This window comes from Leifsonia sp. 71-9 (assembly GCF_001898805.1).
In the GTDB taxonomy this organism is placed as follows: Bacteria; Actinomycetota; Actinomycetes; order Actinomycetales; family Microbacteriaceae; genus Leifsonia.
Map to the genome: position 1 here is coordinate 91,585 of NZ_MKVJ01000001.1, position 18,951 is coordinate 110,535.

The 18,951-nt window shown below is 70.8% G+C and carries 17 protein-coding genes; 15 read left to right on the top strand and 2 right to left on the bottom strand.

Annotated elements, in window-relative coordinates; genetic code table 11:
• Positions 1 to 18: 18 nt before the first annotated feature.
• The 8 genes from coaD to mutM all read left to right on the top strand — a co-directional run bounded on the left by coaD (position 19) and on the right by mutM (position 7,557).
• Complete coding sequence (gene coaD, locus BGO91_RS00475; RefSeq protein WP_290470926.1) at positions 19 to 501, top strand: pantetheine-phosphate adenylyltransferase; 483 nt, start codon at positions 19 to 21, stop codon at positions 499 to 501.
• Between the two features lie 13 nt (positions 502 to 514).
• Positions 515 to 1,576 carry a MoxR family ATPase gene (locus tag BGO91_RS00480; RefSeq protein WP_290470927.1) on the top strand — a complete coding sequence of 354 codons (1,062 nt, stop codon included), beginning with the start codon at positions 515 to 517 and terminating at the stop codon, positions 1,574 to 1,576.
• 1 nt (position 1,577) lies between these two features.
• Complete coding sequence (locus BGO91_RS00485; RefSeq protein ID WP_290470928.1) at positions 1,578 to 2,885, top strand: DUF58 domain-containing protein; 1,308 nt, start codon at positions 1,578 to 1,580, stop codon at positions 2,883 to 2,885.
• Positions 2,878 to 5,145, top strand: a complete 2,268-nt coding sequence (locus tag BGO91_RS00490; protein ID WP_290470929.1) for a DUF3488 and transglutaminase-like domain-containing protein — start codon at positions 2,878 to 2,880, stop codon at positions 5,143 to 5,145. The genes BGO91_RS00485 and BGO91_RS00490 overlap by 8 nt, the downstream gene beginning before the upstream one ends.
• 77 nt (positions 5,146 to 5,222) lie before the next feature.
• The gene (locus tag BGO91_RS00495) at positions 5,223 to 5,720 is read left to right on the top strand and encodes a DUF177 domain-containing protein (protein WP_290471141.1); all 498 of its coding nucleotides are present in this window, start codon (positions 5,223 to 5,225) and stop codon (positions 5,718 to 5,720) included.
• Positions 5,721 to 5,722: 2 nt separating this feature from the next.
• Positions 5,723 to 5,926: a 50S ribosomal protein L32 gene (gene rpmF, locus BGO91_RS00500; protein ID WP_021759817.1), complete on the top strand. Its 204-nt coding sequence runs from the start codon at positions 5,723 to 5,725 to the stop codon at positions 5,924 to 5,926.
• Positions 5,927 to 5,939: 13 nt separating this feature from the next.
• Positions 5,940 to 6,668 carry a ribonuclease III gene (gene rnc, locus BGO91_RS00505; RefSeq protein ID WP_290470930.1) on the top strand — a complete coding sequence of 243 codons (729 nt, stop codon included), beginning with the start codon at positions 5,940 to 5,942 and terminating at the stop codon, positions 6,666 to 6,668.
• On the top strand, positions 6,646 to 7,557 hold the full coding sequence (mutM, locus tag BGO91_RS00510; protein ID WP_290470931.1) for a bifunctional DNA-formamidopyrimidine glycosylase/DNA-(apurinic or apyrimidinic site) lyase: 912 nt from the start codon (positions 6,646 to 6,648) through the stop codon (positions 7,555 to 7,557). The genes rnc and mutM overlap by 23 nt, the downstream gene beginning before the upstream one ends.
• 103 nt (positions 7,558 to 7,660) lie before the next feature.
• Here mutM and BGO91_RS00515 read toward each other — a convergent pair whose 3' ends face one another.
• On the bottom strand, positions 7,661 to 8,731 hold the full coding sequence (locus BGO91_RS00515) for a GNAT family N-acetyltransferase (protein ID WP_290470932.1): 1,071 nt from the start codon (positions 8,729 to 8,731) through the stop codon (positions 7,661 to 7,663).
• A gap of 241 nt (positions 8,732 to 8,972) precedes the next feature.
• Between BGO91_RS00515 and BGO91_RS00520 the strand changes: the two genes are divergently transcribed.
• The 7 genes from BGO91_RS00520 (at position 8,973) to BGO91_RS00550 (ending at position 18,140) form a co-directional block, all read left to right on the top strand.
• A complete protein-coding gene (locus BGO91_RS00520; protein WP_290470933.1) occupies positions 8,973 to 10,193 on the top strand; it encodes a branched-chain amino acid ABC transporter substrate-binding protein in 1,221 nt (406 codons plus the stop codon).
• 114 nt (positions 10,194 to 10,307) lie between these two features.
• Positions 10,308 to 11,315, top strand: coding sequence for a branched-chain amino acid ABC transporter permease (locus BGO91_RS00525; RefSeq protein ID WP_290470934.1), 1,008 nt, complete (start codon positions 10,308 to 10,310; stop codon positions 11,313 to 11,315).
• Positions 11,312 to 12,553, top strand: coding sequence for a branched-chain amino acid ABC transporter permease (locus BGO91_RS00530; RefSeq protein ID WP_290470935.1), 1,242 nt, complete (start codon positions 11,312 to 11,314; stop codon positions 12,551 to 12,553). Before BGO91_RS00525 ends, BGO91_RS00530 begins: the two co-directional genes overlap by 4 nt.
• Positions 12,550 to 13,446 carry an ABC transporter ATP-binding protein gene (locus BGO91_RS00535; protein WP_290470936.1) on the top strand — a complete coding sequence of 299 codons (897 nt, stop codon included), beginning with the start codon at positions 12,550 to 12,552 and terminating at the stop codon, positions 13,444 to 13,446. Before BGO91_RS00530 ends, BGO91_RS00535 begins: the two co-directional genes overlap by 4 nt.
• A complete protein-coding gene (locus tag BGO91_RS00540; protein ID WP_366925283.1) occupies positions 13,439 to 14,146 on the top strand; it encodes an ABC transporter ATP-binding protein in 708 nt (235 codons plus the stop codon). The genes BGO91_RS00535 and BGO91_RS00540 overlap by 8 nt, the downstream gene beginning before the upstream one ends.
• 102 nt (positions 14,147 to 14,248) lie before the next feature.
• On the top strand, positions 14,249 to 17,812 hold the full coding sequence (gene smc / locus BGO91_RS00545) for a chromosome segregation protein SMC (protein WP_290470938.1): 3,564 nt from the start codon (positions 14,249 to 14,251) through the stop codon (positions 17,810 to 17,812).
• Between the two features lie 16 nt (positions 17,813 to 17,828).
• Positions 17,829 to 18,140 (top strand): hypothetical protein, encoded by a 312-nt coding sequence (locus BGO91_RS00550; RefSeq protein ID WP_290470939.1) that lies wholly within the window; start codon positions 17,829 to 17,831, stop codon positions 18,138 to 18,140.
• Positions 18,141 to 18,157: 17 nt separating this feature from the next.
• Here the strand turns inward: BGO91_RS00550 and BGO91_RS00555 are convergent, their stop codons facing one another.
• Complete coding sequence (locus BGO91_RS00555; protein ID WP_290470940.1) at positions 18,158 to 18,928, bottom strand: CHAD domain-containing protein; 771 nt, start codon at positions 18,926 to 18,928, stop codon at positions 18,158 to 18,160.
• Between the last annotated feature and the right edge of the window lie 23 nt (positions 18,929 to 18,951).

The following is an 18,951-nucleotide window of genomic DNA, read 5'->3' on the forward strand; positions in this document are numbered from 1 at the left end:
GGGATAGTCTGGTGCCCTATGAACAGGATCGCCGTAGTCCCTGGATCGTTCGACCCGGTCACCCTCGGTCACCTCGACGTGATCGAGCGTGCCGCCCGGCTCTGGGACGAGGTCCACGTGGTGGTGGTCCACAACCCGGACAAGTCGGCCCTGCTGCCCATCGCGCAGCGCGTCTCCCTGCTGGAGAAGTCGATCGAGGAGGCCGGGATCGCCGGCACCATCGTCGTCGCCTCCTGGTCCATGGGGCTCCTGGTCGACTACTGCACGGACGTGGGGGCGCACGTGCTGGTCAAGGGCATCCGGTCGCAGGTCGACGTGGCGTACGAGACGCCGATGGCGATCGTCAACCGCCACCTCGCCGACGTCGAGACGGTCTTCCTGCTGCCCAACCCCGCGAACGCGCACGTCTCCAGCTCGCTGGTGCGCCAGGTCTCCGCGCTGGGGGGCGACGTCAGCCCGTACGTCCCGCCCGCGGTCTTCGAACTGCTGTCATCGAGATGAGAGTGCAGGAGCCATGAACAGCTACGCGACGCGCCAGCCCACGGAGCCCTCGGTCGCACCGGAGGAGGAGCACGGCGACGCCGAGCCCACCATGGACCTGACAGAGCTCCGGCGCGCCGCGGAGCAGATCACGGCGAACATCGAGTCCGTGATCGACGGCAAGCACGACGCCGTGCGCACCGCCCTCGTCGTGCTGCTCGCCGAGGGCCACCTGCTCATCGAGGACGTCCCCGGCGTCGGCAAGACCATGCTGGCGAAGTCGCTCGCCAAGTCGGTCGACTGCACGGTCAGCCGCATCCAGTTCACCCCCGACCTGCTCCCGAGCGACGTGACCGGCGTGTCGGTCTACAACCAGGCCGAGCGCCGGTTCGAGTTCAAGCCGGGCGCCATCTTCGCCAACATCGTCATCGGCGACGAGATCAACCGCGCGAGCCCGAAGACGCAGTCCGCCCTGCTGGAGTGCATGGAGGAGCGCCAGGTCACGGTCGACGGCTCGACCTATCCGCTCGCCGCCCCGTTCATCGTGGTCGCGACGCAGAACCCGGTGGAGATGGAGGGCACCTACGCCCTCCCGGAGGCGCAGCGCGACCGCTTCATGGCCCGCATCGCGATGGGCTACCCCGACGAGGAGTCGGAGCTCGCGATGCTGACCACGCGCGACACGTCGAGCCCGCTGTCGCGGATCGGGCCGGTCGTCACGTCGGAGCAGCTGAAGGCGATGATGACGACCGCACGCAGCGTGTTCGCCTCCACGCCGGTCAAGCAGTACGCGGTCGACCTGACGCGCGCGACCCGGGAGGACCGCGACCTGCGCCTGGGGGCGAGCCCGCGGGCGACGCTGCAGCTGATCCGCGCGGCCAAGGCCCTGGCCGCCCTCGACGGCCGCGACTTCGTGCTCCCGGACGACATCGACGCCCTGGCCGTCCCCGTGCTCGGCCACCGGCTGCTGCCGACCAGCCGTGCGCTCGGCCATCACCATGAGAGCGCCCCCGTGATCGCGGACATCGTCCGCCGCATCGTGGCCTCCACGCCGGTGCCGGTCGGCTCCGGCGCGATCGGCGCGGGCGGGCGCTAGCGTGCCTCCCCGCGGTCGGGCGTCCAGCCCGCTGACGAAGCCGCGGCCCACCGCGCGGGGGTGGACGCTGGGCGCGATCGGCATCGTGGCGCTGGCGGCCTCGGCCTTCCTGGGGCGGACCGACGTGCTGTTCGTCGGCGTGTTCCTGACCGTGCTGCCGCTGGCCGCCATGATCTCCGTCACCTGGGACCGGCCCCGGCTCGGGGTGACCCGCAGCTTCCATCCCGACGTGATCGCGGTGGGGGAGAAGACGACCATCGTGACGACGGCGCGCAACCTGGTCGGCCGCCCCAGCCCCGCCGCGCGCTGGCGCGAATTCGCGCCGGCCGCCGTCGAGGTGCAGCGGCGGGCGCCGTTCCCTCGCCTCGGCCCGCATGAGCCGAACACGGCGAACGGCCGCGACACGGCCGTCCTCCGCCAGGACGTGACCGCCGACAAGCGCGGCGCGCACCCGGTCGGCCCGCTGGTCATCAGCCGCACCGATCCGTTCGGGATCGCGTACGCCGAGTACGCGCTCGGCCAGCCACGCACTCTGTTGGTCACCCCGCGCGTGGTGCCGCTGGCGCGCGGCGTCCTGGACGTCGCGCACAGCGAGGGGACCGAGCACGAGCTGCTGCGGCACAGCATCCCGAGCGCGGACGAGCTGATCGCCCGGGAGTACCGCCCGGGCGACCCGCTGCGCCGGGTGCACTGGCGCGCGACCGCCCGGCACGACCAGCTGATGGTGCGGCAGGAGGAGCAGCGCAGCAACCCCGAGGCGTGGCTCCTGCTGGACACCCGCGCGGGGATCGCCGGCGAGGCTGTCTTCGAGGACCAGATCGACCTGATCGCGTCGGTCGGCGTCCACCTCCTCGATCAGGGTTTCGCCGTCAGCGCGGTCGAGACCGCCGAACGGCAGCTGAACGGCCGCAGCGGCGCCGGACGCTCCGGCACGCTCGGGGCGATGAGCCCCACCTACGATCTCGGCGGCGCCGACCGGCTGCTGCTGGCGGACCTCGCGAGCCTCGAGCCGGGCGTCGAACCCCGGGACGACGCCGTCGCCGAGCTCGCGACCGGCCTCCGCCGCGCCGGTCGGTCCGTCCCGGTGTTCGCCTTCCTGCTCGGCGGCACGCGCGAGCTCGGCTCGCTGGCGGCGCTGCGGTCGATGGGCGACCCGGCCGTCGCGTTCCTCGCCCCCTCCACGCCGCCCGAGGTCGAGGAGGTCCTGGTCGACGCCGGCTGGCTGTGCGTGCCGTGCGTGCCCGGCGACGATCCGGCCGCGTCCTGGCAGGCCGCGCTCGTGCGCCAACGGGCGGTGACCAATGGTTAGCGAGTCCGTCCCGCTCGCGGTCCCGCGCACGATGCGCGGCCGCGTCGGCTACTGGCGGCTCACCGGGGCGATGGTGCTGCAGATGCTTGCGGTCAGCGTGGCGCTCGTCGGCCTCATCCAGGGCGCGGTCTGGTGGTTCGCCCTCATCCTGACCTCGGCCTTCCTGCTGGTGGCGGGAGCCGGCCTGCGGACGCTGGGCGTGCACCGTGGCATCGTCCCGCTCCTCGAGCTCGTCCTCGGCGCGATGATCATGACGGCCGTGTTCGGGGGAGGGACGGGACTGCTCGGCCTCCTCCCGACGCCCGCCACGTTCGCCCACTGGTGGCAGCTGCTGCAGCAGGCGATGCTCTCGATCTATCAGCAGGGGACGCCGGCCGAGAGCCTGCCCGAGTTCCTCTTCCTCGTCGTCGGCGGCGCGTGCCTCATCGCCGTCGTCCTCGACACGCTCGCCGTCGCGGTGCGTGCGCCCGCCTTCACCGCGGTCGGCGTCGGCGCGGTGCTCGTCGTCCCCGGGGCCCTGTTGGGCGACGGGCTGGACCCGAGCGCCCTCGCGCTCTCGGCCATCGCCTACCTCTGGCTGCTGCGCGCCGATGTGCGCACCCGTCGACCGGGCTCACCGCGCCCCGGCGCCGCGCTGGCCGTCGGCGCCTCGGCGACCGCCGTCGCCCTCCTGCTCGCCGGGACGGCCCCCGGCTTCGACCGCGGGGGAGCGGCGTCCTTCACCGCCGGCGGGATCAACATCGGCGGCACGGTGACGCCCCTGATCGACCTCGGCAAGGACCTCCGGCGCCCGACCGCCGTGCGCGCGCTGACGTACACGACCACGGCGCCGACCGGCCAGTACCTCAAACTCGCCTCCCTCGACCAGTTCACCGGCTCGGTGTGGATGCACCGTGAGCGCGACACCAAGCGACTGGCGGAGGGGACGCCGATCGGACCCGTCGCCGGCCTGTCGGCCGAAGTGCCGACGACGAAGATCTCCACCACGGTCACCATCGACAACATGCAGAGCCGCTGGCTGCCGGTGCCCGCACCCGTCCAATCGGTCAAGGGCCTCAGCGGCACCTGGTCGTGGGATCCGGACGACCTCACCATCGGCGGGATCAACACGACCACCCAGGGTCAGGACTACACCGCGACCAGCCTCCTGCTCCAGCCGACGGCCGACCAGCTGAAGGCGGCGGGAGGGGTCGTGCCGGAGGACGTGCAGCGCGACCTGTTCCTGCCGCCGAGCCTGCCCGCGATCATCCAGAAGACGGCCATCGCGGCGACGGAAGGGGCCACGTCGGAGTACGCGCAGGCCGTCGCGCTCCAGGACTACTTCCGCGACAACGGCTTCGTGTACTCGACCCAGACTCCGCTGAAGCAGGGCTACGACGGCGACGGCGCCCGTGTGATCGCGGCCTTCCTGGAGGCCAAGAGCGGCTACTGCGTGCACTTCGCCTCCGCCATGGCCTTGATGGCGCGCTCCCTGGGCATCCCGTCGCGGGTGGCGGAGGGCTACCTGCCGGGCGCGTCGGGCGGAGGGACCGCGAACAACCCCGGCGAGTACACCGTCACGAGCGACGACCTGCACGCGTGGCCCGAGCTGTACTTCGCCGGCGTCGGCTGGGTGCCGTTCGAGCCGACGGTGGGGCGGGGCACGATCCCCAGCTACACCCGCCCCGACACGGCCGCCGCGGCTCCGCCGTCCGCCCCGAACTCCAGCGCCACCACGGCTCCGAAGCGGGTCGTCCCGACCGACCCCGCGCAGATCGCGGGCGCGACGGCGGCCACGACGCCGTCCGCGCTCCAGCCCCTGCTCTCGGGGATCGCCATCGCCGTCCTGGTGATCGCGGTGCTCCTCATCCCTGCGATCGTCCGGCGCGTGCGGCGCCGACATCGACTGAGACGATTGTCCGGGGCGTCGGGAGGCGCTGTCGTGGTGTGGGACGAGCTCCGTGACACGGTGCGCGACCTGGGCTGGGACGCGCCCGCGACCGAGACCCCGCGCGCCTTCGCGGCGCGCCTGGCCGACGAGATCGCGGGCACACCGGGGGAGCAGGCGCTGCTGAGCCTGCTCGCCGTGCGGGAGCGCGACGCCTACGGGCCGCCGGTGCGCGGCGCGGCGGTGGTGGGGCTGGCCGAGGACCTCGTGTGCGTGCTGGACGCGCTCGAATCGCGCGCGGGCAGGGCTCGCCGGCTGCGTGCGCTGCTGCTGCCTGTGTCGTTGCTGCCAGCAGGCTGGCCGATCGCTGCGAGCACGGGAACCGCCGCGTAGACTAGCCGACCGTGACCTCGTTCAAGAACACTCCATACACGGTCAACGTGTACGACCTCGTGCACCGTCCCGGATCGATGAAGGAGCAGGAGCTGAGCATCCCCGTGCGGGAGAAGCTCGGCGAAGGCCTGCTCGCCGTGCCGGAGGGTGCGAGCCTCGATCTCGACCTCCGTCTGGAGTCCGTCCACGAGGGGATCCTGGTCACCGCGGAGGGCTCCACCACCGCGACCGGCGTGTGCGGACGGTGCCTGATCGACATCGAACAGCCTGTCCAAGTCGATTTCCAGGAACTTTTCGCGTATCCTTCTGGAGAAGCTTTCGATTATGAGGTTCACGACGACCACGTGGATCTTGAACCTCTGATCAGGGATACGGTGGTGTTGTCACTGCCGTTTCAGCCGGTGTGCCGGCCGGATTGCCCAGGTCTCGACCCCGAGACCGGCGAGCGGCTGGCGGATCAACCGGACCAGGAGCCCACCCAGACCGTCGATCCCCGCTGGTCTGCGCTTGCGGCTTTCCAGGCTTCCGACACCGATGAATCCACCCCGTCCACCGGGAACACAGAAGAGAGATAGTCATGGCCGTTCCGAAGCGGAAGCAGTCTCGCGCCAACACCCGCGCCCGTCGTTCGCAGTGGAAGGCCGAGGTCCCCACGCTCGTCAAGACCGTCGAAGGCGGCAAGGTGACCTACAGCCTCCCGCACCGTGCGAAGGTCGTCGAGGACTCCGCGGGCACCGCCCTGTTCCTCGAGTACAAGGGCCGCAAGGTCGCAGACGTCTGATCGTCCCTCAGCAATGAGAGGACACAGTCTGGCCGGGGAGAACTCCGACCGCACTGAACTCATCGAGAAGCTCGGGGTCGACATCGACCCCGAGCTTCTCGGGCTTGCGCTGACGCATCGTTCGTACGCGTACGAGCACGGCGGCATCCCGAACAACGAGCGCCTCGAGTTCCTCGGCGACTCGATCCTCGGGCAGGCCGTCACGGTGAAGCTGTTCCGCGAGAACCCGGACCTCGACGAGGGTGAGCTCGCGAAGCGCCGGGCCAGCCTGGTCAGCTCCGTCGCGCTGGCGGAGGTGGCGCGGGGCATCGGCCTCGGCGAGTACCTGCTGCTGGGTCGTGGCGAGAATCAGAGCGGTGGCCGCGAGAAGGCCTCCATCCTCGCCGACACGGTCGAGGCGATCATCGGCGCAGCGTATCTCGATCTCGGCGGCACCGAGGCGACGGCCCTCGTGCTGCGCCTCGTCGAGCCGCTGCTCGGCGACCCCGACCGGTTCGGCGCGGCGATGGATCCGAAGACGAGCCTGCAGGAGGCCGCGGCCCACCGCGGCGCCGGCCTCCCGGTCTACACGGTCACCAGCACCGGTCCGGATCACTCCAAGGTCTTCCACGCCTCGGTCTCGGTGGGAGAGCTGGTGACGGCCGAGGGCGAGGGCACCAGCAAGAAGCAGGCCGAGATGGCCGCGGCCCTGAACGCCTGGACCGAGCTGACGAGCCGACGTGCCCGAGCTCCCCGAGGTTGAGGTCGTCCGCGCCGGACTGGCTCCCGCCGTCTCCGGTGCGACCGTCCTCGGCGTCGAGGTGCTCGAACCGCGCTCGCTGAAGCGCCACGACCCCGTGGCCGGCGAGTTCGAGGCCCTGCTCACCGGCCGCGTGATGCGCACTCCCGTCCGCCGCGGCAAGTTCCTCTGGATCCCGCTGGAGGGGGAGCCGCGGCAGGCGATCGTCGCGCATCTCGGGATGAGCGGCCAGATCCTGCTCCGCGATCCCGGAGCCGTGGAGGCCGGTCTGCTCCGCATCCGCCTGCACATCGAGACCGCGCCGCAGCCGGACGGCTCGCGTCGCGAACTCTGGGTGCACTTCGTCGACCAGCGCATCTTCGGGTCGATGGCGGTGGACGCGCTCGTCCCGACCGCGGACGGCGCGGCAGGCGGCCTCGGCACGGACGAGGCCCTCGTGCCGACCCAGGTCGCGCACATCGCCCGCGACCCGCTGGACCCGGCCTTCGACGACCGCGCCTTCGCCGCGGCGCTCGCCCGCAAGAACACGGGCATCAAGCGGGCGCTGCTCGACCAGACCCTGGTGAGCGGCATCGGCAACATCTACGCCGACGAGGCGCTCTGGGCGTCGCGCATCCACTACGAACAGCCGGCCTCCTCCCTCAGCGCTGCGAAAGTCCGCACCCTCCTCGCCGAAGTGCGCCACGTGCTCGAGAAGGCCCTGGCCGAGGGCGGGACCAGCTTCGACGCGCAGTACGTGAACGTCAACGGCAACTCCGGCTACTTCGCACACAGCCTCAACGCCTACGGCCAGGAGGGTCGCCCCTGCCCGCGCTGCGGCACCCCGATCGTGCGCGAGAAGTTCATGAACCGGTCGTCGCACTTCTGCCCGAGGTGCCAGCGGCTGCGGTGAGCCGGCCGCCCCGAACGCCGATCGTGTCGACGTGATCCGCATCCCGCACCAGCGGATGGACCCGACCCTCCATTTGTGAGCGGCCACGGGCTCGCTTACCCCGTCACTTCAGCGTCTTCTGCCACGTCCCCGTCAGCGCGTGTGGACGGAACCCGAACGCGCGGTTGATCGCGATCATCGGCGTGTTCTCGTCGGCGTTCCAGGTCAGCAGCCGGTGGATGTGCGGGGCGTGGAGCGCGAGCTCGTGGATGTTGTGCAGCTTGACGAGGGTCCCGAGCCGGTGGCCGCGGTGGGCGGACGCCACGAGCGTGTCGTACTGCTCGGCCTTGTCGCCGTCGGCGGGGACGGCGATCTCGGTGTAGGCGGCGAGCTCGCCGGTCGCGACGTGCTGGGCGGCGGTCACGAGCATCGGCTCGCCGCGGGCGGAGAGCTCGCGCTCCTGCGCTCGCACCCGGTCGCCGGTCCACGCCTCGAGGTCGAGGGCGATCCCGCTCTGCGGGACGTCGACCGCCATGCGCTCCTTGAGCGCGGCGAACGCCTCCAGCAGCTCGTCGGGCGCCGCGCCGAACCAGGAGACGACGCGATAGCCGTCCGCGGTGGCGGCGGTGCTCGCGAGGGCGACCTCCCGGACGGGCGGCAGGGGGAGCTCGAGCTCGCTCGACCGCTCGATCTGGCCGAGGCGGTAGCCGTGGCGCAGCGCGAAGCGGACGCCGGGGTCGCCGGCGGGGAGGCCGGCGGTTCCGACGGGCGCGTGCACCCACGCGCCCTCCTCGGGCAGTGCATGTACGGGATGCTCGGTGTACGTGCTCACGACGGTGCGGCCACCGTCCGCGGCGAGCTCCTCGCCGGCGGCGAGCAGGGCCGACCCGATCCCACGGCCGCGCAACGCGGGAACGACGTCGACGAGCAGCGAGACCGTCTCCGCGTCCTCGTCGAGGGGGAAGTCGGCCTCGACCCGGCCGACGATGGCGCCCTCCTCGACGGCGACCAGGATGATCTTCTCGTGGTACTCCTGCTCGCGGAGCGCGGCGAGCGCCTCCTCCGCGGTCTCCACGAAGTCATCGCCGTCCCAGAGGGCGTAGACGATGCCGTTGAGCACGCCCACCAGCTCTTCGAAGGCGGCCGATTCCGGCGTGCCGAGCCGGTCGGGAAGGGTCAGTCGACGGACCTCCATCGCGCATCGCCTCCCCCCACGGGTGTCCCGGGGCGTCGTCGCCAGGGCCGGAACGACTCAGCCTAATCCCGGCCGGTGGCCCGGGGGAAGAGCGCGGACCGGTTTGGTTTCGATCGTGTAAATCCCGGGTATCCACTTGGTTGCAAATGCTTGCATTGCATGTAGTCTCGGCACACATATTCGTGGTGCGACGTGGCAACTACGCCACGTTCGTGACGCATTTCACGTCGAGAGGCAGAAGATGTTACGAAAGAAAGTCACCATCGGTGCGGCCGTTGCAGCGTCGGTCGCGCTCCTCCTGGCCGGTTGCGCCAACCAGCCTTCGACCGGCGGATCGACCAGCAGCGGTTCCAAGGTCGACATCCCGGCGATCACCTCCATCGACACGCCCAAGGACGCGGTCCTCCCTGCCGGAGACGGCAAGGCGACCTGCCCCGCGGGCCTGACGATCGGCTACGTCGGCGCGGAGACGGGCCCGAACGCCCAGCTCGGCATCAACATCTACAACGGCATCCAGCTCGCCATCAACCAGCACAACGAGGCGAACAAGGACTGCCAGGTCGGCTTCAAGAAGTTCGACACCGAGGGCGACCCGAACAAGGCGACCGGCCCGGTCACCCAGGCCGTCAACGAAGCGGACATCGTCGGCGTCGTCGGCCTCCCGTTCTCGGGCGAGTCGAAGGCCACCGGCAACATCTTCGAGCAGCAGGGCCTGGTCCACATCACCCCGTCGGCCACCAACCCCGGCCTGACGGAGAACGGCTGGAAGACCTTCTTCCGCGGCCTCGGCAATGACGCCGTGCAGGGCCCGGCGGCGGCGAAGTTCCTCACCGGTCAGCTCAAGGCCAAGAAGGTCTACCTGGTCCAGGACGACTCCGACTACGGAATCGGCCTCGGCACCCAGACCTCGCAGGCCCTGGGCGACGCGCTGGTCGGCACCGACAAGGTGACCACCGGGCAGAAGGACTTCTCGGCCGTGGTCTCCAAGATCCTGAACGCGAAGCCCGACGCCGTCTACTACGCCGGCTACTACGCCGAGGGCGCCCCGTTCGACCAGCAGCTGGTCAACAAGGGCTTCACCGGCACGTTCGTCGGCCCGGACGGTGTGAAGGACGACCAGTTCATCAAGCTGGCCGGCGACGCGTCGAGCAACGCGTACTTCACCTGCCCCTGCATCCCGGGTGAGCTGATCCCCGACTTCGAGTCCGCCTACAAGAAGCTCTCGGGCTCCGAGCCGGGCACCTACTCGATCGAGGGCTACGACGCCACCACCGTCCTGCTCGCCGGCATCGACAAGGGCAAGACGACCCGCGCCGACCTGGTCGACTGGGTGAAGAACTACGACGCCGACGGCCTCAGCAAGCACTACAAGTGGAACGACAAGGGTGAGCTGCAGGCCCCGACGGTCTACGGCTACAAGGTCGAAGGCGGGAAGATCGTGCCGATCGGCACCATCGGATAGCGCGACAACAGTGAGGATGCCGCGGGCCGCCGTGGCCCGCGGCATCCTTCGTCCCCACTGTCCGCACCGAAAGGGATCGACGGAGATCCCTTCACGATGGATCTGGATGCCTGAATGCTCGAAACCCTTGTCCTCCACCCGGTCATCGACAACTCCTGGATCAACTTCGACGTTCCCTCCCTGATACAGAACTTCTGGGGCGCCACCTTCGACGGTCTCACGTTCGGCGCCATCTACGGCCTGATCGCCGTCGGCTACACCCTCGTCTACGGCGTGCTGAACCTGATCAACTTCGCCCACTCCGAGGTCTTCATCGTCGGCGCGTACGGCGTCGTCATCACGCTCACCTCGCTGGGGTTCGGCCCGTCGATCCCCAACCTGTCGCTGCCGGCCATCGTCGGCGACCTCCTGCTCGCGCTGCTCGTGGGCATGCTCGCCTCGGCCGTCACGGCCTTCCTGCTCGAACGCATCGCCTACAGACCGCTGCGAAAACGGAACGCGCCACGATTGGCGTTCCTGATCACGGCCATCGGCGCCTCCTTCGCCATCCAGTCGCTCATCTTCGTGATCCGCGGCGCGAACGCGGAGCCGGCGGTGACCATGTTCCGGCCGGTCGCCGTGTTCGACGTCTTCGGGACGATCATCAACAACCAGTCGCTCATCATCGTGGTGGCGGCGGTCGTGCTGATGATCCTCACGGACATGTTCATCCGGCGCACGCGCACCGGCCGCGGCATCCGCGCCGTGGCGCAGGACCCGGACACCGCGACCCTGATGGGCGTCAACAAGGAGCGGATCATCGTGATCACGTTCGTGCTCGGCGGCATCCTCGCCGGCGCGGCCGCGCTCTTCTACGTGATGCTCGTGCCATCGGGCGTGATCTACACGGGCGGCTTCGTGCTGGGCATCAAGGCGTTCGCCGCCGCGGTGCTCGGCGGGATCGGCAACGTGCGCGGTGCCCTCCTGGGCGGCCTCCTGCTCGGATTGATCGGAAACTACGGACAGATCCTGCTGGGCGACTCGCAGTGGACCGACGTCATCGCCTTCGTGGTGCTGGTGCTCGTGCTGCTGGTGAAGCCCACGGGCATCCTCGGTACCTCGCTGGGGAGGAGCAGAGCATGAGTACGTCAGACGGACCCCGGGTGCTCCCGGACGCGCGCAGCGCACAGGCGGCCGACGCGGCCGAGGCCAGGAAGAAGAAAGGCGGCCCGCTGCAGGGCTTCCGCAACCGCTGGAACGCGCTCCCGCGCCCGGTGCAGTGGCTGTGGATGCTCATCGTGGTGGCGCTGGCCTTCGCCCTGCCGTACCTGAACTTCTTCCCGCTGACCACCGAGCCGGGCAACGACTGGCCGCTGGCCTGCTTCAGCATGGCGGTCTACGCCCTCATCGCGGTGGGCCTGAACGTGGTCGTCGGCTACGCCGGCCTCCTCGACCTCGGATACGTCGCGTTCTTCGCGGTCGGCTCCTACACCGCGGCGATGCTGACCAGCCCCGACTCGCCCTTCGTCAAGATCCCGTACCTGTGGACCATCCCGGTGGCCATGGTCGTCGCGATGATCTTCGGCGTCGTGCTCGGCGTGCCGACCCTGCGACTGCGCGGCGACTACCTCGCCATCGTGACACTCGGGTTCGGTGAGATCGTGCGCATCCTCGCCACGATCATCCCGGCGCTGAAGGGCCAGGTCGGCTTCCAGAACGTCGGCCACCCGCCGGGGGAGACCGCGAAGGGCGTGCCGATCTTCTCCAATTCCAACGGCATCCCCTGGTACTGGCTGACGCTGGTGATCATCATCATCGTGCTGCTGCTGGTCGGCAACATGGAGCGCAGCCGCGTGGGCCGCGCGTGGATCGCCATCCGGGAGGACGAGGACGCCGCCGAGATCATGGGCGTGCCCACCTTCAAGTACAAGGTGTGGGCGTTCGCGATCGGCGCGGCGGTCGGCGGCCTCTCGGGCGCCCTCTTCGCCGGGCAGGTCGGCTTCGTGAACAACCAGAAGTTCGACGTGCAGACCTCGATCCTGTTCCTCGCCGCGGTGGTCCTCGGCGGGACGGGCAACAAGGTCGGCGCTCTGCTCGGCGGTGCGATCGTCGCGTACATCCCGCTGCGCTTCACCGCCATCGCGGACTACAAGTACCTGATCTTCGGCGTCGCGCTCGTGGTGCTGATGATCTTCCGCGCGAAGGGCCTCGTGCCCGCCAAGCAGCGGCTGCTCGCCTACGGGCGCAATGCGTACAAGTACCTGGTGAGCAAACCGACGGCGCCACCGACGACCGGGAGCACCCCCTCCTCGTCGCCGACACCGCCGGCGCCGCCCGCGCCGCCGAGCACGCCCGTCACGCCGAACGGAGGCGCATCATGACCGACCCCCGCGCAGAGCTGCCCGAGGGCACCGACCCGGAGGCGCTGGCCGATCTCGACGTCGACCTGGAGGTCGCGGCCGCCGCGGCACCCGACCGCGAGATCGCGGTCGACGTCGGCGACAAGCTCGTCGAGGTGAAGAACCTCACGGTGAAGTTCGGCGGCCTGACGGCCCTCGACGACGTGAGCTTCGACATCCGGCGCGGCGAGATCCTCGGGCTGATCGGACCGAACGGTGCAGGCAAGACCACCTGCTTCAACGCGATGACCGGCGTCTACAAGCCCACCAGCGGCGACGTGCTGCTGGAGGGAACGTCGATCAAGGGGCAGAAGCAGCACCAGATCACCCGCCTCGGGCTGGCGCGCACGTTCCAGAACATCCGCCTCTTCGGCGAGATGAGCGCGCTCGAGAACGTGGTCGTCGGCCTGGACGCGCGGCACCGCACCAGCGTGCCGGGCGCCCTGGTGCGCTCCCCGCGGCATATCCGCGAGGAGAAGTCGTCCATCGAGCGCGGGATGGCGCTGCTCGAGTTCGTCGGCATCGCCGACCTCGCGAGCACGGCCTCCCGGCAGCTGCCGTACGGCTACCAGCGCCGGCTGGAGATCGCCCGCGCCCTGGCGACCGACCCGAAGGTGCTCTGCCTCGACGAGCCGGCCGCCGGCTTCAACCCCGCGGAGAAAGAGGACCTGATGGACCTCATCCGCACGATCAGGGCCGACGGCTACACCGTGCTGCTGATCGAGCACGACATGCGCCTGGTGATGGGAGTCACCGACCGCATCGTCGTGCTCGAGTTCGGGCGCAAGCTGGCCGACGACGTTCCGACCGCGATCCGCAACGACCCGCGCGTGATCGCCGCCTACCTGGGGGAGCCCGAAGATGACGTTGCTTGAGCTGAAGAACGTGAGCGTCTCGTACGGGCGCATCGAGGCCATCCACGACATGTCGTTCTCCGTCGCGGAGGGCGAGATCGTGAGCCTGATCGGCGCGAACGGCGCGGGCAAGTCGACCACGATGAAGACGATCTCGGGCATCCTGAACCCGTCGCACGGCACCATCCACTTCGACGGCCAGGACATCACCAAGATGAAGGCGCACATCCGCGTGGTCCGCGGGATCTCGCAGGCGCCGGAGGGTCGGGGGATCTTCCCCGGCATGACGGTGATGGAGAACCTCGACATGGGGGCGTTCGGCCGCAAGGACCGCAGCGGGATGGCCGCCGACTTCGAGCGCGTCTTCGGGCTCTTCCCGCGGCTGGCCGAACGCAAGACGCAGGTCGGCGGGACGATGTCCGGCGGCGAGCAGCAGATGCTCGCGATCGGCCGCGCGCTCATGTCGAGTCCGCGACTGCTGCTGCTGGACGAGCCCTCGATGGGGCTGGCCCCGCAGTTCATCAAGCAGATCTTCACGATCATCTCCGAGATCAACCAGCAGGGGACCACCGTGCTGCTGGTGGAGCAGAACGCCAACCAGGCGCTCGCGCGGGCGAACCGGGCGTTCGTGCTCGAGACGGGGTCCATCACCCGGTCCGGCACGGGCCGCGAACTGCTCGCCGATCCCGCCATCAAAGAGGCGTACCTGGGCGTCGGCTGATGCCAGGGCGTGGGTCGCCGCGTGACCGCCGTCGGGCGGCTAGCGCGGCGACTCACGCCGCGCAGCGCGGCGCAGGCATGAACGTCCGGTAAATTCACCTGCGTGTATCTGAAGAGTCTGACGCTCAAGGGCTTCAAGTCGTTCGCGCAGCCGACGACGTTCGCCTTCGAGCCCGGCGTCACCTGCGTGGTGGGGCCGAACGGCTCCGGCAAGTCCAATGTCGTCGACGCGCTGGCGTGGGTGATGGGCGAGCAGGGCGCCAAGACGCTTCGCGGCGGCAAGATGGAGGACGTCATCTTCGCCGGCACCTCGACCCGCGGTCCGCTGGGACGCGCGGAGGTGCAGCTCACCATCGACAACTCCGACGGCGCCCTGCCGATCGAGTACTCCGAGGTCACGATCTCGCGCACCCTGTTCCGCAACGGCGGCAGTGAGTACGCGATCAACGGTCAGTCCTGCCGCCTGCTCGACGTGCAGGAGCTGCTGAGCGACTCCGGCCTCGGGCGCGAGATGCACGTGATCGTCGGCCAGGGGCAGCTGGACGCCGTCCTGCGGGCGAGCCCGGAGGAGCGCCGCGGCTTCATCGAGGAGGCGGCCGGCATCCTGAAGCACCGGCGCCGCAAGGAGAAGACGCTCCGCAAGCTCGACGCGATGCAGGCCAACCTGACGCGCCTCAGCGACCTGGCGGGGGAGGTGCGCCGTCAGCTCAAGCCGCTCGGGCACCAGGCCGAGATCGCCCGCGAAGCGCAGACGATCGCCGCGGTGGTGCGGGATGCGCGCGCCCGGTTGCTGGCCGACGAGGTGGTCGGCCTGCGCCGCGTGCTCGACGTGCACACCCGCTCGGAGGCCGAGCGGCACACCGAGCAGATCGTGCTGCAGGAGCAGCTGGAGCAGAAGCAGCTGCGGCGTACCCGCCTCGAACAGGCGCAGATCGGCGACGCGGTCGACGCCGCCCGCAGCACCGCGTTCGCCCTCGAGTCGGTCCAGGACCGCCTGCGCTCCCTCTATACCCTGGCCACGCAGCGGCTCGCGCTGCTGGGCAGCCAGGCCGAGTCCACCGACGACGGCCCGCGCGTCAGCCCGCAGATGGTGCAGGACGCCCACGACGAGGCCGAGCGTCTGCGCGCGGTCGTCGCCGAGGCGGAGGCCGCGTGGGTGGCGGCACAGGCCGCGACCCGGGCCGCCCGCGAACGCCTGGACGCCGTCGACGACGAGATCGCCGCGCAGAGCGCACTCGTCTCTCGGCACGACCTCGAGATCTCGAAACTGAGCGGGCAGGCCGACGCCGCCGCCCAGCGCCTCGCCGCCGTGCGCGGCGAGGTCCTCCGTCAGCAGAACGCTCTCGACGCCGCCGCCGAGCGGCTCGCGCAGGCGCAGGTCGCGTTCGACCAGCGCGAAGCGGAGGCGGAGGAGTCGGACGCGGGCGAGAACTCCCTCGACGAGGCGTACGAGCTCGCCCAGGCGGACGTCTTCGAGGCGGAGGGCGAGATCGAGCGGCTGCGGGAGGAGCTCCACACGCTGGAGCGCGAGCGGGACGCCCTCGCCGCCCGCACCGGCGCGCTCTCGCTCGCCCTGGACCAGAAGGACGGGTCGGCCGCGCTGGTCGCCGCCCGGCTCTCCGGGGTCCGCGGGCTCGTCGCCGAGCACGTCCGCGTGCATCCCGGCTACGAGGCCGCCATCGCCGCGGCCCTCGGCTCCCTCTCCGACGCGGTGCTGGCGGACGACCGCGACGCGGCGTTCGAGGCGGTCGCCCATGCCGCCGGCGACGATCTCGGCCGGGTGGAGGTCGTGCTCGCCGAAGCGGTCGTCCCCGACGTCGACCTGAGCGGCGTCGCGGGCGTCGTCCCCGCGCGCACCGTCGTCGACGCGCCGCCCGGAGTGCTCGGCGTCCTGGCCTTCACCGCCATCGCCGACGACCTCGACGCCGCCCGCACGGCCGCGGACGCGTTCGCCGGCCGCGACCTCGGCGGCCCCGTGACCCTCATCACCCGCAGCGGCGACGTCCTCACCCGCTACGTGCTGCGCGGCGGCTCCGGCGCCAAGCAGAGCCGCATCGAGCTGATCGCCGAGCGGGATGCCGCCGCCGACCGCCTGGGCGAGGTCACCTCCCTGATCGAGCGCGCCGGCTTCACCCTCGCCGAGCAGCGCGGCGTCCTCCAGGTGGCCAAGGAGCAGTCGCAGGCCGCCCTCGCCGCCCTCCGCGAGTTCGACGCGAAGCTGGCCGCGCGCACCGAGCAGCTCAACCGCGTGAAGGTGCAGCTGGAGGGCGCGCTCGCCGAGTCCGAGCGCCTCGGCCGCGCGCACGAGCAGGCCGCCGAGCGCGTCGCCGAGGCTGAGGCCGCGGCCGAGAAGGCGAAGGCCGAGCTCGAGACCGCCCGGTCGCGTCCCCGGCCCATCCTCGACGTCAGCGCGCGGGATGCGCTCTCGGCCGAGCTCGACGCCGCCCGCGAGGCCGAGGTCGAGTCCCGCCTGGGCGTCGAGACCGCCAAGGAGAGAGTCCGCGCCGAGCAGGCGCGCGGCGAGGCCCTGGCCCGGCAGCTGGAGGCCGAGCGTGCCGCCGCCGAAGAAGCCGCCCGGCGGGCGGTGATCCGCCGCCGCCAACTGGACGCGGCTCAGGGCGTCGTCGACGCGCTGCCGCCGGTGCTCGCCTCCGCCGACCGCTCGGTCGCGCAGGCGCGCCTCGAACTCGCCACCGCCGAGGCCGAGCGTGCCAGCCAGAACGAGGAGCTCGCGACCGTGCGCCGCGACGAGAACGCCCTGCGTGAGCGCCTCCAGGGCGTGACCGAGAGCGTGCACGGGCTGGAGCTGCAGATCTACGAGAAGAAGCTGCACCTCTCCAGCCTGCTGGAGCGGGTCGGCAGCGAGCTCGGCCTCGTGGAGGACGTGCTGGTCGCCGAGTACGGTCCGGAGGTCGGCATCCCCGTCGAGCGCGAGCGCGACGCCGCATCGGACGACGAGACCGGCGGTGAGGACGTCGACGGCGAGCAGCCGACGATCCCCTTCGTCCGCGAGCAGCAGCAGAAGCGCCTCGCGGCCGCCGAGCGCAAGCTCGCCCAGCTGGGCCGGGTCAACCCGCTCGCGCTGGAGGAGTTCGCGGCGCTGGAGCAGCGGCACAAGTTCCTCACCGAGCAGCTGACCGACCTCACCAATACCCGCAAGGACCTCCTGACGATCATCGAGGAGATCGACGAGAAGATGCAGACCATCTTCGAGTCCGCCTTCGCCGACACGCAGGAGGCGTTCGGGCGCGTGTTCCCGATCCTGTTCCCCGGCGGCACGGGCAGCATCGCCCTCACCGATCCCGACGACCTCCTCACGACCGGCATCGAGGTGTCGGTGAAGCCCGCAGGAAAGAAGATCGAGCGGCTCTCGCTGCTGTCCGGCGGCGAGCGGTCGCTGGCCGCCGTGGCGCTGCTCATCGCGATCTTCAAGGCCCGCCCCAGCCCGTTCTACATCATGGACGAGGTGGAGGCGGCGCTCGACGACGCCAACCTCGGCCGCCTGCTGACGATCTTCGAAGACCTGCGCGAGAACAGCCAGCTCATCGTCATCACCCATCAGAAGCGCACGATGGAGATCGCGGACGCCCTCTACGGCGTCTCGATGCGACAGGATGGGGTGTCGGCCGTCGTCGGCCAGCGCGTCGCGCAGGAGGCGGCGTCGTAAGAGGAGGGGGGACGCGATGCTGCGTCCGAAAGTCGTGCTGTGGTGGGGGATCGGTCTGACCGTTGCGTCGACCGTGCTGAACCTCGTGGTGCCCGCGATCTTCTACGGAGCCTGGTCGGGGTGGAGCGGCGCCACCGGCGTCGACCAGGGGCTCGCCGTGACCGTCCAGACCGTGCTCCAGGTGGTGACCGGCGCGATGCCGGTGCTCGGCCCGGCGCTGATCGCCGCCGCCATCGTCATGGCGTACGTGGACCGGCTGGCCGTGCGCTCCCCGGAGCACACCTTCCGGCTCGGCCAGGACGAGGTCCCGCGCGACACCTCCCGCTGACGCGGCCGCGGCGCTCGTCAGAGGTCGATCGCGGCGAGCTTGTCGTCCAACCCGTCCAGCGCCTCCCGGGCACGCCGCTCGCAGCGCACGGCGGCCGCGTCGAGTCCGTGCTCGCGGAGGAAGGCCGCGAGGAGCGTGTCGTCGCGGTGCGCTCCGAGCGCATCCTGCACCGCCTCCGCGGCCGAGGCGAGGCGCACGGCGTCGCGCCCGAGGTCGTCGGTGACGGCCTCCGCCGTGTAGCGCAGCCGGCGGGCCGCCTTGCGCGTGGCGTGCCGCTCGTCGAGCGTGTCCCCGCGCGCCGCGTGGACGCGCTGCACGGCTTTCGCCAGACCGTGCCGCGTGATCTTCCGCGGGTGTTTGCGACCGTTGGACGTGAGCGGGGGATCGGCGACGAACGCCTGGAGGTCGGCCAGCAGCCGCCGGTGGGACCGCCCGCGCAGGTGCTCCAGCAGAGTGGAGAGCTCCCGCTCGTGGTCGGCGCGGGCCTGCGCCGCCAGGGTCTCGACGCCGTCGATCAGCGCGGGATCGTCGTCCGCGCGCAGCAGGCCGTCCAGGGCGCCCGCCCTGACCTCCCGGTCGCGCACCTCGCCGAGGCGCGTGCCGAGCGCTTTCAACCGTGCACGCAGCCGCCCGGTCTCCTCGGCATCGAACGCCTTCCGGTAGACCGAGAGCACGCTGCGGAGGCGTCGGACGCGCGTCCGCGCCTGGTGCACGGCATCCTCCCCGCCCGACTCGATCGCGACGAGCTGCTCGGCGAGCTCGGCCGACACCGCCACGAGGGAGAACATGGCCCCACGCTAGCAACTAGTCT

Excerpts from the sequence above, each read along its gene's own strand:
- coaD (WP_290470926.1), top strand. The coding sequence starts at position 19 with ATGAACAGGATCGCCGTAGTCCCTGGATCGTTCGACCCGGTCACCCTC.
- BGO91_RS00480 (WP_290470927.1), top strand. The coding sequence starts at position 515 with ATGAACAGCTACGCGACGCGCCAGCCCACGGAGCCCTCGGTCGCACCG.
- BGO91_RS00490 (WP_290470929.1), top strand. The coding sequence starts at position 2,878 with ATGGTTAGCGAGTCCGTCCCGCTCGCGGTCCCGCGCACGATGCGCGGC.
- BGO91_RS00495 (WP_290471141.1), top strand. The coding sequence starts at position 5,223 with ATGAAGGAGCAGGAGCTGAGCATCCCCGTGCGGGAGAAGCTCGGCGAA.
- rpmF (WP_021759817.1), top strand. The coding sequence starts at position 5,723 with ATGGCCGTTCCGAAGCGGAAGCAGTCTCGCGCCAACACCCGCGCCCGT.
- rnc (WP_290470930.1), top strand. The coding sequence starts at position 5,940 with ATGAGAGGACACAGTCTGGCCGGGGAGAACTCCGACCGCACTGAACTC.
- BGO91_RS00515 (WP_290470932.1), bottom strand. The coding sequence starts at position 8,731 with ATGGAGGTCCGTCGACTGACCCTTCCCGACCGGCTCGGCACGCCGGAA.
- BGO91_RS00520 (WP_290470933.1), top strand. The coding sequence starts at position 8,973 with ATGTTACGAAAGAAAGTCACCATCGGTGCGGCCGTTGCAGCGTCGGTC.
- BGO91_RS00525 (WP_290470934.1), top strand. The coding sequence starts at position 10,308 with ATGCTCGAAACCCTTGTCCTCCACCCGGTCATCGACAACTCCTGGATC.
- BGO91_RS00530 (WP_290470935.1), top strand. The coding sequence starts at position 11,312 with ATGAGTACGTCAGACGGACCCCGGGTGCTCCCGGACGCGCGCAGCGCA.
- BGO91_RS00535 (WP_290470936.1), top strand. The coding sequence starts at position 12,550 with ATGACCGACCCCCGCGCAGAGCTGCCCGAGGGCACCGACCCGGAGGCG.
- BGO91_RS00550 (WP_290470939.1), top strand. The coding sequence starts at position 17,829 with ATGCTGCGTCCGAAAGTCGTGCTGTGGTGGGGGATCGGTCTGACCGTT.
- BGO91_RS00555 (WP_290470940.1), bottom strand. The coding sequence starts at position 18,928 with ATGTTCTCCCTCGTGGCGGTGTCGGCCGAGCTCGCCGAGCAGCTCGTC.